General features: G+C 50.1%; 14 protein-coding genes. 11 read left to right on the forward strand and 3 right to left on the reverse strand.

Going from position 1 to position 15,652, the window contains the following annotated elements; genetic code table 11:
• Position 1: 1 nt before the first annotated feature.
• The 6 genes from ACFVSO_RS17645 (at position 2) to ACFVSO_RS17670 (ending at position 6,951) form a co-directional block, all read left to right on the forward strand.
• The gene (locus ACFVSO_RS17645; RefSeq protein WP_387475894.1) at positions 2-265 is read left to right on the forward strand and encodes an acyl carrier protein; all 264 of its coding nucleotides are present in this window, start codon (positions 2-4) and stop codon (positions 263-265) included.
• A gap of 24 nt (positions 266-289) precedes the next feature.
• A complete protein-coding gene (locus ACFVSO_RS17650) occupies positions 290-1,432 on the forward strand; it encodes a radical SAM protein (RefSeq protein WP_387475897.1) in 1,143 nt (380 codons plus the stop codon).
• Between the two features lie 19 nt (positions 1,433-1,451).
• The gene (locus ACFVSO_RS17655) at positions 1,452-2,579 is read left to right on the forward strand and encodes a hypothetical protein (RefSeq protein ID WP_387475900.1); all 1,128 of its coding nucleotides are present in this window, start codon (positions 1,452-1,454) and stop codon (positions 2,577-2,579) included.
• 67 nt (positions 2,580-2,646) lie between these two features.
• The gene (locus ACFVSO_RS17660) at positions 2,647-4,074 is read left to right on the forward strand and encodes a glycosyltransferase family 2 protein (protein ID WP_387475902.1); all 1,428 of its coding nucleotides are present in this window, start codon (positions 2,647-2,649) and stop codon (positions 4,072-4,074) included.
• Positions 4,075-4,562: 488 nt separating this feature from the next.
• Entirely contained in the window at positions 4,563-5,426 is an 864-nt protein-coding gene (locus tag ACFVSO_RS17665; RefSeq protein ID WP_387475905.1) for an SDR family NAD(P)-dependent oxidoreductase, read from the forward strand.
• Positions 5,413-6,951: an AMP-binding protein gene (locus ACFVSO_RS17670; RefSeq protein ID WP_387475908.1), complete on the forward strand. Its 1,539-nt coding sequence runs from the start codon at positions 5,413-5,415 to the stop codon at positions 6,949-6,951. The genes ACFVSO_RS17665 and ACFVSO_RS17670 overlap by 14 nt, the downstream gene beginning before the upstream one ends.
• 43 nt (positions 6,952-6,994) lie before the next feature.
• Here ACFVSO_RS17670 and ACFVSO_RS17675 read toward each other — a convergent pair whose 3' ends face one another.
• A complete protein-coding gene (locus ACFVSO_RS17675; RefSeq protein WP_387475910.1) occupies positions 6,995-7,540 on the reverse strand; it encodes a GNAT family N-acetyltransferase in 546 nt (181 codons plus the stop codon).
• A 145-nt stretch (positions 7,541-7,685) separates the two neighbouring features.
• Here ACFVSO_RS17675 and ACFVSO_RS17680 point away from each other — a divergent pair, with 145 nt between their 5' ends.
• From ACFVSO_RS17680 to ACFVSO_RS17700, 5 genes are all read left to right on the forward strand, one after another.
• Positions 7,686-7,886: a hypothetical protein gene (locus ACFVSO_RS17680; RefSeq protein ID WP_387475912.1), complete on the forward strand. Its 201-nt coding sequence runs from the start codon at positions 7,686-7,688 to the stop codon at positions 7,884-7,886.
• Positions 7,887-7,900: 14 nt separating this feature from the next.
• Positions 7,901-8,119 (forward strand): hypothetical protein, encoded by a 219-nt coding sequence (locus ACFVSO_RS17685; protein ID WP_387475914.1) that lies wholly within the window; start codon positions 7,901-7,903, stop codon positions 8,117-8,119.
• A 94-nt stretch (positions 8,120-8,213) separates the two neighbouring features.
• Complete coding sequence (locus ACFVSO_RS17690) at positions 8,214-8,975, forward strand: peptidylprolyl isomerase (protein WP_387475916.1); 762 nt, start codon at positions 8,214-8,216, stop codon at positions 8,973-8,975.
• A gap of 30 nt (positions 8,976-9,005) precedes the next feature.
• Positions 9,006-12,095, forward strand: a complete 3,090-nt coding sequence (locus tag ACFVSO_RS17695; protein WP_387475918.1) for a peptidase domain-containing ABC transporter — start codon at positions 9,006-9,008, stop codon at positions 12,093-12,095.
• A gap of 275 nt (positions 12,096-12,370) precedes the next feature.
• The gene (locus ACFVSO_RS17700; protein WP_387476232.1) at positions 12,371-13,693 is read left to right on the forward strand and encodes an MATE family efflux transporter; all 1,323 of its coding nucleotides are present in this window, start codon (positions 12,371-12,373) and stop codon (positions 13,691-13,693) included.
• Between the two features lie 69 nt (positions 13,694-13,762).
• On the opposite strand, the gene ACFVSO_RS17705 is transcribed toward ACFVSO_RS17700, so the two are convergent.
• Positions 13,763-14,911 carry a hypothetical protein gene (locus ACFVSO_RS17705; protein ID WP_387475919.1) on the reverse strand — a complete coding sequence of 383 codons (1,149 nt, stop codon included), beginning with the start codon at positions 14,909-14,911 and terminating at the stop codon, positions 13,763-13,765.
• Positions 14,908-15,432: an RNA polymerase sigma factor gene (locus ACFVSO_RS17710; RefSeq protein ID WP_387475921.1), complete on the reverse strand. Its 525-nt coding sequence runs from the start codon at positions 15,430-15,432 to the stop codon at positions 14,908-14,910. The genes ACFVSO_RS17705 and ACFVSO_RS17710 overlap by 4 nt, the downstream gene beginning before the upstream one ends.
• Between the last annotated feature and the right edge of the window lie 220 nt (positions 15,433-15,652).

A 15,652-nucleotide genomic window follows, 5' to 3' on the forward strand; every position in this document is an offset into this window, starting at 1 on the left:
TATGGTGATCAATACAGAGGAAGAATTGAGAGAAAAGGTAATCAATCTGTTAAAAGACAACGTGGATGATCCGTCCGCATTGGATCAACTCGGCCCGGATGATGAGCTGTCTGCGCTTGGCATAAATTCGCTTACGTTCATTAAGCTGGTTATCGCAACCGAGATGGAGTTTGGCGTCGCCTGGAAGGATGAGGATCTGGATTTCCGCAATTTCAGCAGCATCAATGCCATTATGCAGTATATCGCCACGTCGAGTGAAGAATAGCCAATACAAGGAGGGATTTCTTATATGTTGACGAAAGCAGGCAGTCTTGGTGGAACAGCGCTAGTCGAGCATGTCCAAACTTTGAAGCCGGAAATTAAACAGCTTACGTTGTTTCCTTCGGAAATGTGCAACTACCGCTGCAGTTTCTGCCATATCTGGGGCGAGACCGGCTGGGCGCTTAAGGAGCCCCAACGGGCCATTCGCGAGCAGCTGGATATCGAGGTCTTAAAGAAATTCCTTCATGACGTAACCGAGACGAACAAAAACCTTAGCGTTATTGTGACTGGCGGAGAGCCGATGCTGTACAAGCATTTCACGGAGCTGGTGGAGTATTTGCGCAGCCGCAAGGCGAATATTTATTTGCTTACGAACGGTTCACTGATTAAGAAGCAGGTTCAGTTCATTATGGAGAATATTGTGGCGATGAACATATCGATTGACGGGCCGGAGGAATTCCATGATTCCATCCGCGGCAAGGGCAGCTTCAAGACGATCTGCGAAAACATCGATGCTCTTATCGAAGAAAAGCGCAGACGCAAAAAGATGTTCCCTTTCATTAATATCACGATGGTTCTCTCCAAATACAACTATCACAGCATCAAGGATTTTCTCGGCGCGCTGCGCGAGCGATTCAAGGACGCGAATGTCGTGCTTCATGATTCCAAAAACCCATGGCTGAAGCGCCGCGACTTGTCGGTCAACTTCGCGCCACTGTTGTTCACGACGCAAGAGCGTGGACTGGCGTACGCCGAGCAGATGAAGGAGCATCTGAACTGCGATGTGTCTGCCGGATGGCAAGGCTTTGTAGAAGAGGATATCGGTATTGATACATTAGCGCTCAAAAAGGATCTGGAGGAGATCTGGGAGTCCGAGGGCGTCGATACATCCAGCTTCGTGGATATCCATGAATATTTCACCGATATCGACAATGTGTTCGGGCGTACAAAGTGCGTAGCGCCATGGCATGAGATGGTTATTCGCAGGACAGGCGAAGTTTATCCTTGCGTTGACTTGCCGGACTACAAGTATGGCAATATCTATGAAAATACGTTCCAGGAGATGTGGGAGGGCGAGCGTGCGACCAGCTTCCGGGAATATTTGAAAACAACCAATCTGATGATGTGCAATCGCTGCACGAGAATGTTCGCCGACAAAGAATCGTTCTAACAGAGGAAGGGGACCATTGATGAGCAACGAAGCTGTGCGTACAGAGGCCAGTGAGTTCGACGGCGTGAGGAAGCTGCCTTTTACTATTCCGGACGTATACGGATTTCTGGGACATGCTTACGTGCTGGGCATTCTTCAAAACTATGAGGAGTGCAAGCCATGGATTTACACCCATTACAATCAGCTCTATATCTCCAAGGATTATGTCGAGATCGGGGAGTACCGCCTCGACTTTTATCCCAATCTCATGGTTCTGTTCAGCAATGTGCCATGGCTTCAGTATCGGCAGACGAATAAAGATATGCTTGCCGACCTTGGCGTCGATATCCATGCCTTCTTACAGAGACATATTGATGAAAGTTTTTATTGCTCGACGTATGTGGATGAATATTATATCCCGAACTCCATCAGCAACGGAGTGCATCATTTCAGTCACGATTTGATGGTGTACGGCTACGATCTGAACCGCCAAATATACAATGTTGCAATCTTTGATAAAAACAGGCAGTTTTCATTCCAGGAGGTAACCTTCGAGAACTTTGGCCTCGCTTATCACAACGATACGGGGCAGAAGGGGATCAGCCTGTGCCGCAAGGTAGAGCCGCGTGAATATGGCGGTTCGCGGTACGGAGCGCAGCTGGGAAAATTCGATCTGGAGCTGCAGACGATGCTGGACAGCATGAGTGATTATTTGCATAGTGTCAATACATCCAAGCGATTAAGATTCTACTTTCAAAGCATTGAAGGGTACTATGGTCTCGATATCTATACGGGGCTGCAGGAATGCTTCCGGCTGCTGGCTGAGGGCAGCATTAATCTCGACGTCAGGCCGCTTCATATCTTGTGGGAGCACAAAAAAATGATGACGGCCCGTATTCGCTACTTGCAGGAACAGGGGGCGCTTAGTGAAGATAGCGCGGCTCTGGAAGGCTACACGCGCTTGGAAGGCGAGGCGATGGTGCTTCGCAATATGCTGCTGAAGTATTTCTATTCTCGTAACAATCAGACGCTCGGAGATATCGCGAATCGGCTGGGACATATGAGGACCGCAGAGGAGCAGGTGCTGACTGCGCTGGTGGAAGAGCTGGGCAGACGCAACAATCTGGTCCCTTATCAATTCGAAGAAGTAGTGAAGCTGGAGGTTTAATCATCGAGGGAGAGCTTCGTTCGGAAGTTCTCCCTAAGATCGGCAGTGGATGGAGGGAATGAACGGTATGGATATTTCAATTATTATTCCGGTGCATAACAAGCCCGAGCAATTAGTGCAGACACTGAGCTTTATAAGCGGTCAAAAGGACTTGGATGATATTGGAATGGAAGTGGTCATTGTAGACGACGGCTCTACGGAGCCGGTTCGCGAGGTCGTGGATTCGTATCGGGACAAGCTGCCTTCGCTGAACTATATTTTTATCCCGAGAGACAAGCACTCCTGCCGTTCCAGAGCACGCAATACCGGCATTGCGGAGAGCAAGGGGCGTATATTGGTCTTTCTGGACAGCGGAATTATCATTCCGGATACCATGATCCATCAATCCGTTGGACGAATCGGGAACAGCACGAATATGGTGCTGTACCATTATATATTGGGAGCTTTCACCGACCCGGACACAGAGGACATGTCGGTCATTGAAGGCATCACGCCGCAGAACCTGGCGGACACATGCGAGCGCTTGAAGTCCCATCCCGGCTGGGAGGATATGCGGACGGCGCACTTCGAGCTGGTTGGCGGCGATTTGAACCGGATGGATGTGCCATGGACGATGGGCTGGAGCGGCGCGGTCAGCGCGTCAAGGGAGATTGTGGTCAAATCCGGCGGTTTCGACGAGTCGTTCAAGGGCTGGGGAGCGGAGGATACCGACTTTTCGTACCACTTGCATCTGCATGGCGCAGCTATGTACGCTACGGAGGAAATATGCGTATTGCATCTCCCGCATGCGGCTGACGACAAAATCGATATGAAAATCAAGACAAGCTTCATGAACCGCAAAAAAATGCATTTCAAGCATTATACGTTTGATACAGAGCTGTATCCGTATTCCGCCGATATGCATTATGATGGAATCATGTCGAAGTTCAACCGCCTGGTTATCAAGTATTTTACGCCGCTTTATCCTGTTGAGTTGATTGGAAGGCTGTATGACGATTATTTGGCGGGTGCGGAACGCTCCGCTATCGTAGGAGCCGACAGTTTGGCTTTGCTGAAGGAGCTTGACGTCTCGCATATTTTTTTGCAGAACAAGCATAGGTATCAGGATTTCAAAAGCAAGCTGACGGATAAAGAGGTCGTTTATATGCTGGGAGCGGATACGCCCTATGCGTCAGGTTACTTTGATGTTCTTGTCGTGACCGACTTCTACCGCATGATCAGCGAGCCGATCGCCGGCATATGGCTGAAGGAGCTTCATCGGATATCGAAAAAGCTCATATTCATCCATAATGAAACGTATGTGTCCTATCTGGCTACCGTTGCCGGATGGACATGGCATAGCCTTGACGAGCTGCAGCAGATTCTGAGCCAGAAGCAGCTTGCATATTCGGTTTCCTCGAAGATTGGCGAGTTTTTACTGCTGGACATTGCGAAGGCTGCTCCGCCAGCGAAGACCGAGCCTGTTCCAGTGAAGGAGCCTGCTCTTAAAGGATAGCCAGAGCCGTTATATTCATTCGATGGCTAGCTCTCTCCGATTGAAGAAGTTACTAGAGATGGCGGTGATCAGGAGGTTATTCCTGTTACCGCCATTTTTTGATTTTAGTTGTTGCTGAGCGGTACGCTGCAAGCCGAGTTTCTCGGCTTAGAGGCCGCGTGACGGGCCAGCGCCGCTCTGCAAGCCGAGTTTCTCGGCTTAGAGGCAGCGGACCGGTCCCGCGCTGCTCTGTTAGCCGAGTTTCTCGGCTTAGAGCCTGCGGAACGGACCTGCACTGCTCTGCAAGCCGAGTTTCTCGGCTTAGAGGCCGCGTGACGGGCCAGCGCCGCTCTGCAAGCCGAATTTCTCAGCTTAGAGGTCGTGGAACGGTCTCGCCAACAATCTACAAGCCGAGTTTCTGAAAGGGTAGCGCCCGCATCCACTCTTGTCTCATCCGCTAGAGTAGTAGACAATAGAAGGACATTACTTTCCAAAAAAGGACTATGACGATGCGTAGATACAGCGTATTAGAGAGGCTGCTCTTTCCATCCGCTCGGCTGGATGAAGACCGGCTGGCTAAGGCGATAAGAAGAAAAACGATACTCATAACAGGTGCAAGCTCCGGAATTGGCGAGCAGATCGCGCTGCTGCTGGGACAATTTCCAGTCCATCTTGTATTGGTAGCGAGAAGGGAAGACAAGCTGCTAGTCATTAAGCGGCAGATAGAATCCAACAAGAAGGCTCAGGTAACCGTTGTTGCTGCGGATTTGAGGCGAGATAATGAGATGGAGGCGCTGCTTGGCACCCTTCGCGAGGAGTGCAATAAACCGGATATTGTGGTGAGCAATGCGGGACTCTCGATCAGGCGATCCATCTATGATTCCTTGGACCGTTATCATGACTATGCCAGAACGATGTCGATCAATTACCTGGCTCCGGTCAAGCTGCTACTGTCCGTTATACCCGGACTGGAACGACGCCAAGGGCAAGTCATCAATGTATCTACTATTAATACATCTCTAATTCCGCTCCCATCCTGGGCGGCTTACCAAGCCTCCAAGTCCGCATTCGATACCTGGTTTCGTTCTGCTGCTCCCGAGTTGAATGCTGCGGGGATCTTCACGACAACGATCTATTTGCCGCTGGTCCGTACTCCGATGATAGAACCGACCGCCGCTTACCGGAAGATGCCCGCCATGAGCCCGGAGCATGTCGCACGCATTATCGCCAAGTCGATGTACACGAAGCGGAGGACCTGGAATCCTTGGTGGCTGTTCTTGGGACAGGTTGCCTCCATTCTATTCAGAGGGTTATGGGAGAGGCGGATGCCGCGTAAGCTGAGTAAAAGGAGGGACAAGCATGGGGATGCTTAAACTGGCGCAAGTGATGCGGAAGATGGGGATGCTTAGTCCGCTCGGCCTCTTTCGTCTGATTGCCGCAATCTGTCGCTACGGAATCAATGTCATGGCTTTATTGAGAATAACCGAGCGGACCTATGGAGAAGCGGTCGCCATTGCTGACGACAGCGAGACGATAACCTATCGCCAGCTGCTAGTGCAATCCGAGGAATTGTCCATATCGCTGCGAGAGAACTATGGTATTCGGCCTGGGAGCAAGGCAGCGCTCCTGTGCCGCAATCATGCTTCGCTGGTGAAATCGGTATTTGCCTCGTCCTGGGCCGGAGCCGATCTCTATTTGTTGAACGCCGAGATGAGCCAGGACCAGCTGCAAGACTTGATAACTGCTTATGACTTTGACTTGCTGATCTATGATGAAGAGCTTACCACCTTCATTAAGCAGTCCACGTACAACAAGGGGAAGCTGCTTAGCTATCACGATGTGAGACCTGCTGTCAATAACCAGAAGACAGACGGTATCTCCAACGCCAGGCCCAGCTGGCATCGAACGTCATCGGGCACGATTATGCTTCTAACAGGAGGCACGACAGGCAAGTCGAAGAAAGTGCCGCACAGGCCTTCCTTATTCCACTATTTGAACCCGTTCTATACGCTGCTAGAGCGACTTCATCTTGTGCGTTATCATACCGGCTATATCGCAACGCCGATCTACCACGGTTATGGCATTGCCATCCTGCTGTTATTCGTTGCTCTCGGCAAAAAGATTGTGCTGACATCGGGCTTTGATGCGTCCAAGGCATGTGCGCTTGTAAGGGAGCATCAGGTGCAAGTGGCGACCGTTGTCCCGCTAATGCTGGACAAGATGCTGAAGCATAATGCCGAGGATATGCGATCGCTCGCCTGCATCGCTTCAGGAGGAGCCGAGCTTAATCCGAAGCTGGTAGCCGAAGTCTACGCTAGGCTGGGGGATGTGTTGTGCAATTTGTACGGAACGTCGGAGTCGGGACTGAATATTGTCGCAACGCCGGAGGATTTAAGGCAGTCGGCTCATACGCTGGGACGGAAGATTGACGGTATGCCTCTCTTTGTATTGGATGAGGATATGAATGAAGCAAAACCGGGAGTGGTTGGGCAATTTTGTGTACAAAATTATCTATCAAGGGCAGAACGAAGCAAGAGGTGGATTGAGACGGGCGATATGGGCTATCGGGACAGCGACGGCCTCTATTACTTGTGTGGAAGAGCGGATGACCGGATAGTATCAGCTGGTGAAAATGTGTATCCCATTGAGCTGGAGCATATTCTGATTCATCATCCGCAGGTCGAGGATGTTGCCGTAATTGGCATCCCCGATGAGACCTTCGGACAGCGGCTCAAGGCTTGTATTCAGCCAACCCCGCATTCGGAAGTGAACGCTGAACAGCTTATGGTGTGGTTGCGAGTGCGTGCGGCTCGCTATCAGATGCCAAAGGAGATTGTTCTGGTGGAGGAGATTCCGTATACCCACCTAGGTAAGAGGGATAAGAAGAAGCTTCTTTGAACCTGCTAGGAATGACGCAGGAATGACGCTGCCATGGAGGCGCTTATCCGCGGAAGCGCCCCATGACAACGGTGTTGTAATACCGGCCGTCGGACAGCACTTTGTCATTCTGCAAGACGCCTTCAATCTGAAATCCGAAACGTTCGTACAGCCGGATAGCGCTCTTATTTGTCTCCAGCACATTCAAGGTTATTTTTGTTATGCCGATATAGTCTGCCCATGCTAAGGAAGTCTTCAGCAGTTCTTTCCCGATGCTATATCCCCAAAATTCCTCCAGAATACAAACACCAAATTCAGCCTTATGGGCATACCGCTTCAAATAGATGCCCTCGCATCTTGAAAAGCCGACGAGACGGTTATCTGCAACCACGACCAAAAATAGGTTGCGCTCTCCCTCGCTATCCCTCCGAATAAGCGTCTTGAAACCTTCCGTACTGATGAAAGCCTCTCCTGCCTCCCGATCCATATGTTCGGTTTCTCCGTCTATCTTCACTCTCAACTCCGATAATGCCGCTGCATCTTCTTCATTGGCAGATCTAATCGTATACCGCATACCCCGCACCTCGAAGTACTGCTGCTCCACTAACATCGTGCACTCTCCTATTCCTATGAAAAAAACAGAAAGTCGGTTATACGATCCTATCATTCCCCTATTAAAATGACAACTTTAGTTGCTTTTTGAACCATATCGTTTTCTGTAAACTATACCAAACTAGATGAAGAGGTGATAAGAAATGCCAGAGAATCATCAACAAGCATCTTCCGAGCTTAAAGCAAAGTTTCATCTGGATGAATTGAAGGAAGAAGGCAAAGCGCTCACCGAACAAGAAATGAAGCAAGTTACGGGCGGTGCTGGAACTGGGAAGCTTCAAGGAACAACCCCTATTAATATGAACGGAAAAACGATCCCTACTAATAAACAACTAAAATTTTAAGAGGTGGCGGGAACATGGCAGAGAACAATCAACCAGTATCGACGGAGTCTAAACCCAAGCTTCGTCTGGAAGAATTGAAGGAAGAAGGAAAAACACTGACTGAACAAGAGATGAACCAAGTGGCGGGCGGATCAGGACCCAATAGATATTTTGGTGGCCCCGTCGTTCCGAATTCGGCTCAATCGCAGGGCAATAAAGCCGTATTGCCAGGCAGAACGATTTATATGAGCTAGGATAGGCGGCAGAAGATTGATCAAGATTAATCACCTCTACATTGGGGTGATTCTTTCTTTTCAGCCTATTTATGAACTTAGATGAGGAGTCTGTATGTCAATAAATAACGTTTTGATGACGGTTAAAGGCCAGGCTGTAACGTATGCGGACTTGCTCCGTTATGTCCGCAATCATCAGGCTACCGAGATTCTTCAGCAAAAGGCCAGACAGATGCTAATTGACCAGTATGCGGAGCATGCGGGACTAACGGTTTCGGATGAGGAACTGCAGCGCGGCATTGATGCGTTCCGCCGCGAGCGAAGTCTGCTTAAGGTCGCTTCGGCTTCGGAATGGCTTGACCGGCACGGCATGAATTTAGAGGATTTGGGGGAGCGAGTGCGGGATCAGCTATTAGAGTCCAAAGCGGCCGAGCACTTCTCCCAGCCAAAAGTTGAACAATATTACTACGAAAATCGCCTGGCATTCGATACCGCGACGATCTCCAGAATTGTGATAAAGGAATACGGAGCTGCACGCGAGCTGCTGTTCCGTATGGAGGATGGCTGCGACTTCCATTGCCTGGCGCGCGAATATTCCGAGGAAGATGAGACAAGAAGAGCGGGCGGATACGTTGGAGAGATGGGGCGCGATGCTCTAACCCCGGCTGAAGCTGCCGCTGTGTTCGGCGCTCAGCCTGGTGAAGTGCTGGGACCGATCAAGACGGGTCAAGGTTATTTGATCATTAAAGTAGAAGAAATCATGAGCGCGCGGCTCGATGAGTCGATGAGAAGCCGAATAAGAACCATTCTATTCGGGGAATGGCTGCGCGAGCAGATGCAAGAAGTCGATATTCACTATGCGTTGTGGCAGGTATAAAAACAAGACCGTCGATGGGTGTGAAGCAAGTTGGAATCGCTGTTAAACCGGGTTTCTCTCTTTGATGTTATGAATGAACAGGAGAGAGCTCTCTTATCGCAAAGGCTTGTGCCTGAGCAATATCTGATGGGGCAAACGATCATCCAGACGGGCAAGCCGATTGATGCTTTCTATATTATTGCAACCGGGCAAGCGCGACGTATCAAGGTGCAGGCGGACGGCAGCGAAATGAATTTGGGCCTCCTGCAGCCGGGTGAGCATTTTGGCGAGAGCGGACTGCTTGGCCGGGAAATCGCCGATATGACGGTTCGGGCTTCAACCGAGCTGTGGCTCTGGAAGCTGGCGAAGGAGGACTTCGCTGAGTTGCTTCAGTTGCAGCCGGAGCTTGAAGGTTACTTGAACATGTACATTGCTTCGGATTCCACGCTGACCTTTTTGCAGACATCCGCTTTATTTGCCCGGGTAGAAACGAGTGTGCTGCATTCTCTGCTTGATAAAATGGCCGTTTGCCGTTATGAAGCCGGTACGATCGTAGTCACGGAGGGGGAGGTCGGGGATTCCTTATATATCCTGCGCTCCGGACGTGCCGAGGTCGTGTCGGAAAGCGCGGGCGAGTGGCATGGTGAATTGCTGGAGGGCGATTATTTCGGCGGATTATCGCTGCTGGATGCCGTTCCTCTGGATCGAACGGTCAGAATGACGGAGGAATCGACTCTTCTTCGACTGTCCAAAGAAGTGATGGACGTGCTGACGCGCATGTATCCAGATATGAGGGAGCAGATCGACCGCAATGCCGCTCAAATTTATGGTATATGCAGCGTCGTCAATCAGGGCTCAGCTTTTACAGAGAAGGATGAGACGGAGGAACACACAGCATTCGCCGGTAAGGATGAATTTGAGGCAGAAACTGGGCTAGATGACAATGCGATGATGGCCATGCCTTCGCCGCTTCCTATAGGGGTAAAAAGGCGCAAGCGTTTCAAGCGCAATTATCCTATTGTGCTCCAGCAAAGCGAGATGGACTGCGGTCCGGCCTGTCTCAGCATGATCGGCAAGTATTACGGTATAAGAATGCCCATTCATACAATTAGGGCGATCGCTCGGACATCCCGATCGGGAACGACACTTCAGCAATTGCGCACGACGGCGCAATCGCTTGGTTTCGTTGCACAGGGCTATCGCACCGGTATGCCGGAGCTGGCTGAACTTCATTTGCCCGCTATTGCCCATTGGAGAGGCAATCACTATGTTGTCGTCTATTCGATTACGAATGAGCATGTCATTGTAGGCGACCCGGCGATTGGGATTGAGAAGCTGACACTGGAGCAATTCGCCGAGGGCTGGAACGGTATGCTGCTTCAGTTGGCGCCAACAGAGGAATTGAAAGAAATCAGCGGCAATCGATCGACAATGCGCAGATACGTCTCGTTCCTGAAGCCGCATAGTCGCATGCTGGCTTTCGTGCTGTCGCTATCCGTCGTCATCCAGTTGCTGTCGCTATCTCTGCCTGTCTTCACCCAGAAGGTCATTGATACCGTACTGGTCGAAAAGGACGTAGGGCTGCTCCTTATCCTGCTGTTGGCTATGTTGGTGATTTCGCTTGTGAATACAGGCTTTATTTTTATAAGGCAATGGATAGCGTCCAAGACAGCGCTGCAAATCGATATGAATATGATTCATGCCTTCTATTTGCATGTGCTGAGGCTTCCGCTTTCGTTTTTCAACGAACGAACGGTTGGCGATATGCTGGCGCGGGTGAACGAAAACGAGAAGTTGCGCAAAATACTGACGAACAGCGCTTCCAGCTTTATTTTGGATCTGGTTACGATCATCGTGTACGGCTCTTTAATGCTGTATTACAATTCGAAGTTGTTTTTGCTAGCTGCTGTTATTTTTCCTCTGTACGCCTTATTGATTTATGTCATCAGTCCACGCATGCGGCGGAATAGCCGAAAGCAATTTCTGGCGGAGGCCGATTCGGATTCGACGTTGGTGGAGGCTGTACAGCATATTGCCGCAGTGAAAAGTTTGACAGCTGAGCAAAAAGTATTTGGCCAGCTCAAGCTTAAGTTTAAGAAGGCAATGGATTTGCGTGTCAAAGGCATATTATTGTGGGTATCGGCGGAAGCGGGCAGCGAGTGGATTCGGACGCTCGGAACCATCATTGTGCTGTTTTTTGGCTCCCGCTATGTACTGGCTAATGAAATGACGGCTGGCGAGCTGGTCGCCTTCACCGTGCTGCTGGCGACGGTTACGCAGTCGTTCACTTATTTGATTCAAATGCTGGATGATCTTATGGAAGCGCGCATCTCGGTGGAGAGGCTGGATGATGTATTTCAGGCGTCACCCGAGCAGAAGGAAGATCAGCATCTCCGCAAGCTTGCCGGAGTAAGGGGTCATCTGGTCTGGGAAAATGTCACGTTCCGCTACGAGGAAGACGGAGCCAATGCGCTGCAAAACGTTTCCTTCGAGATGCTGCCCGGACAGACGGTCGCATTAGTCGGCAGAAGCGGCTCCGGCAAGTCGACGACGGCTAATCTGATCACGAAGCTATATCTCCCCGCGAGCGGCCGGATTACTCTGGATGGCCATGATCTGCAAAGCATCGATGTGGAATCCTTACGTTCTCATATCGGAGTGGTCCAGCAGGAAACGGCGATATTCCGGGGGTCCATTCGAGACAATATTGCATTCCGGCAACCGGATGCGTCCAATCAGGATATCGAAGCGGCTGCTGTTATGGCTGGCGCCCATGATTTTATCCGAAATACTGCCTTAGGATACGAAACGATTATAGGCGAGGGAGGAATGAGGTTGTCTGGCGGTCAAAGCCAGCGGATTGCCATTGCAAGAGCATTGCTCGGCGATCCGCCGCTGTTGCTGTTCGACGAGGCGACAAGCGCTCTCGATACGGAATCGGAAAGGCTGATCCAGCACAATATGAAGGAAATGCTGAAGAACCGGACGACGCTCATTATCGCTCATCGGCTTAGCACGGTAAAGCATGCCGACCGCATCATTGTACTGGATAAGGGTTGTGTGCTTGAAAGCGGAACGCATGATGAGCTGATGGAGGCAAAGGGACTTTACTGTTATTTGATCAATCAGCAATTGGCGTAGAGCTTCGAACACTTATGCCAATCCTCGCAAGAGGAGTTAAAATAAAATTTCGGAAAAACGGCACATCCGCCGTTTTTTTGTTATACTGGGGAAGAAGCTATATGACAGTTTGCGTCCGATTCTATTCAACATGAATAGATCGGGCTTTCTTTATGGACAGAGAAATAAGTCAGAACAACAGGAAAAGAAGTGATGAGGCTGTGGTCGGTAGCATACGATCCGTCATTCAACGGAAGAGCGATTCGTTATTAACGAAGTATTTTACGGGCAGCTCGATGGATTACAAGCAAATTTTCGCAATCATTATTCCCATTTTCGTAGATTCGGCGTTTATTGTATTAATGGCGATTATGAACACCGCCATGGTCAGCTCCTCCGGGGTTGCGGCGGTCAGTGCAGTCAGCATGGTCGATTCGATCAATATGTTTCTTGTGAACCTGTTTGTCGCGATTGCTACGGGCGGAACGGTTATCGTAGCCCAGTACAAGGGCAGCGGCAACGGGGAGATGGTGGCGAAGTCGGCTTCACAAGCGATATCATCCGTTGCTATCGTATCGGTAGTCATCGCGGCATTGATCATTGTGTTCCATGCATCCACCTTAAATGCGTTGTTTGGAAACGCGGATGCGGATGTTCTGCATCATGCGAAAATATTTTTGATCGGCAGCTGCATCTCGTATCCGTTTATTGCGATCTATCAGGCCGTCACCGGCGTGCTAAGAGGCGTAGCGGAGACGAAGGCGTGTCTCATGCTGTCGCTCATTCTGAATGTATCGTATTTTCTGCTTAACATTGTGTTGATTAAAGGGTTCGATATGGGCGTTGTTGGTTTGTCGATCTCATTAATTGTGGCACGTGTGCTCGGTATGATTGTATCGATGATCTACTTGTTTAAATATAATCAAACGATTCGGATTAAACTAAGAGATACGTTCCTTGTCCATTGGTCTATCTTGAAAAAAATCTTGTATATCGGCATCCCTTTCGCCATGGAGCAAATGTTCTTCAACGGGGGCAAATTATTGACCCAGACGTTTATTGTCCATCTGGGAACGATGGCTATTACAATCAACGCGATCAGCAACTCGTTGACGATGTTATTCCAGATCGGTGGGACGGCGCTTAGCGTGGCGATTGTTACGGTAGTCGGCCAGTGTATCGGTCGTAGAGATATCGAGGATGCGAGGAAATTTATCAAATCCTTTATCGGACTATCGACGATATTCTATATCGTCATCACCGTCATCCTGCTGCTTATATTCCCTATGCTGGTGAACTTGTACGCTCCGCCGAAGGAGATTGTGCCATCTATCTTTGCGCTGATTCTGCTGATTGCAATTGCACAGCCGATCGTATGGTCGTTCAGCTTCATTATGCCGTCGGCCCTGCGCGCGGCGGGAGATTCCAAATTTACATCGATCGCATCTCTGCTGTCGATGTGGCTGTTCCGCATCATCCTGGGGTATATTCTCGGCATTACGCTGGGCTTTGGCCTGATGGGCGTATGGGTGGCGATGGTCGCTGAGTGGGGCGTCCGCGGCATCATATTCGCTTGGCGGTTCAGAGGCGATAAGTGGTACAGACATAAGCTCATATAGGAAGAGGCCGTCCTGGAAGTCTTAATTGACAACAGGACGGCCTTCTTTCATTAGTAAAGTTTGCAGCCCTTATTGCTTTTGGGGATCGAGCTCAATAATCCTGCCGGTAATAACTCCGTCGCCGTCTCTGTGAAATTGCAGAGCCCAGTAGAGATCGCCCTTCCCGCTGACGGAAAACCGGTCCGAATCGCCAACCTGACCTTCTCTGAAAAAGTCTTCCGGAGTCGATGTTACGCTCCAATCATCATGCTCATAATGAAAGTTCCCCGAGTCGTCATAGGTCACTTCTTTTACCGATTCCGGTATGATTTCGCCTATCGACTCGCCGCCGCGTAATTTCACCCGTAATTCATTAATCCACTCGGCCCACTCTTGATCGGGGTTGCTGGAAGCTGCTGAAGGCGATGGATTCAGCAGCGCTTCTACATAAGCCTCCGCTTTTTCATGATCTGCTTTTGCAAGGTTGAGAGGGAGATCGAACAACACCGCAGCGCCGTTATAGTCTTCTCTAGTCTGTATTTCCCCTGTCGTTTCATCGTACGTAAAAGCCTCCGTGTTATAAAAAGAAGAACCGCTGATGAAGGCCAAATACACGCCTCGATCTGCGAATATTTCAACCTGGTCGCATTCAATCAATCTATACATGACGCCATCGATAACGGTCTCGCTGTATGCTCCGTTCATGGAAGCGATGTTGATCTGCCATGGCTTCAGGCCTTTGACTAACGGCGAGATGAAAAACGGTTCCTTCCCATATTCAGCGCTTGCGGTAGCGGGCATCGGCTTCCCGTCCCCTCGAGCTATCGATACAACTGCATAGGTTCTGTCCGGATAGATGTCCTCTGCGGAATGTTGAAATGGTCTCAAGCCTGCTCCCGATACGAGGCCATGCAGGGTAAAACGATAGTCTCCGGCTGCCTTGGATTGATTGATCTGAACGGCATCGGCGCTTTCAAATGCTTCTGCTAACAGCTGCTCTCCAAGCTTCTCGACAACCTGCTTGGCGCTGAATAGCTGTGCCGCCGCATAGGCGGATACAGACAGGACAAGCAGCAAGGCTGCTGTCAATAATCCTGCAGATAATCGTTTGCGGTATTTTATCTTTATAGGTTTGCGCTCCTTTATTTGAAGGATGATGCTTTGATTGAATGATTCCTCCGGTTCTGCTTCGGAAGCCAACGATTGCCGGAGCGCTCGCTCTAAGTCCGCGTCGTTCATGGGAAATCCACCTCCAATACTTGTCTTATGGTTTTGCGGGCCTTATGCAGCCTGCTCTTCACTGTTCCTTGCGGGATTCGGAGCGCTGCAGCGATCTCCTCGACGGACATGTCCGCTGTGTAATGCATATAGAGAGGAAGCTTCAGCTTGGCGTTCAGCTGCCGGGCGGCGTCCCGGATCATGGCGCGCAGCTCAAGCGACAGCAAGGCGTCTTCCGGCGTGGCTTCGCTTGCAGCCGCCAGGAATTGAATTGAGGTTTCGTCAAGCTTCCCTGTCGGAGCGATTCTTCGCCGCCAGGCCAGCTTGCGTCGGTGGTTTTGGTGCAGCCGTACTGCGATGGCTATAAGAAAGGCTTTAGGATTACGGGACGCGTCCAGCTTGTGCCTATGCTCCACAGCTTTAAGGAACGTTTCCTGATACAGATCGTCCGTATCTTCCTTGTTCCCCGTCAGATTGAAGCAAAAGCCGTATATGGATTTGCCGTGCAGCTTCACGAGCTCGATCAACTCTTCAATAGTCAAGTGACTTCTCCTTCCTGAATGGCCATTCAACTATTTATTGTCATAACCATAGGGATTGGTTCATTTTTACATGCTAACGCTAACCGAATTGTACCATCTAGGATGATGCACCAGGGAAGGAATGATTTGATACGTCCGGTCATAAGAAATATATGAACATAAGGAGGAGGTGCAGGGCTATACCAAATCCAAAACGGAACAGAAAATCGCTTCGGCTCAA

Source organism: Paenibacillus sp. NPDC057967 (genome assembly GCF_042887015.1).
Lineage (GTDB): Bacteria > Bacillota > Bacilli > Paenibacillales > Paenibacillaceae > Pristimantibacillus.

Coding starts and splice junctions, on each gene's coding strand:
- ACFVSO_RS17680 (WP_387475912.1), top strand. CDS start 7,686: ATGCCAGAGAATCATCAACAAGCATCTTCCGAGCTTAAAGCAAAGTTT.
- ACFVSO_RS17685 (WP_387475914.1), top strand. CDS start 7,901: ATGGCAGAGAACAATCAACCAGTATCGACGGAGTCTAAACCCAAGCTT.
- ACFVSO_RS17690 (WP_387475916.1), top strand. CDS start 8,214: ATGTCAATAAATAACGTTTTGATGACGGTTAAAGGCCAGGCTGTAACG.
- ACFVSO_RS17655 (WP_387475900.1), top strand. CDS start 1,452: ATGAGCAACGAAGCTGTGCGTACAGAGGCCAGTGAGTTCGACGGCGTG.
- ACFVSO_RS17670 (WP_387475908.1), top strand. CDS start 5,413: ATGGGGATGCTTAAACTGGCGCAAGTGATGCGGAAGATGGGGATGCTT.
- ACFVSO_RS17660 (WP_387475902.1), top strand. CDS start 2,647: ATGGATATTTCAATTATTATTCCGGTGCATAACAAGCCCGAGCAATTA.
- ACFVSO_RS17650 (WP_387475897.1), top strand. CDS start 290: ATGTTGACGAAAGCAGGCAGTCTTGGTGGAACAGCGCTAGTCGAGCAT.
- ACFVSO_RS17705 (WP_387475919.1), bottom strand. CDS start 14,911: ATGAACGACGCGGACTTAGAGCGAGCGCTCCGGCAATCGTTGGCTTCC.
- ACFVSO_RS17675 (WP_387475910.1), bottom strand. CDS start 7,540: ATGTTAGTGGAGCAGCAGTACTTCGAGGTGCGGGGTATGCGGTATACG.
- ACFVSO_RS17645 (WP_387475894.1), top strand. CDS start 2: ATGGTGATCAATACAGAGGAAGAATTGAGAGAAAAGGTAATCAATCTG.
- ACFVSO_RS17665 (WP_387475905.1), top strand. CDS start 4,563: ATGCGTAGATACAGCGTATTAGAGAGGCTGCTCTTTCCATCCGCTCGG.
- ACFVSO_RS17700 (WP_387476232.1), top strand. CDS start 12,371: ATGGATTACAAGCAAATTTTCGCAATCATTATTCCCATTTTCGTAGAT.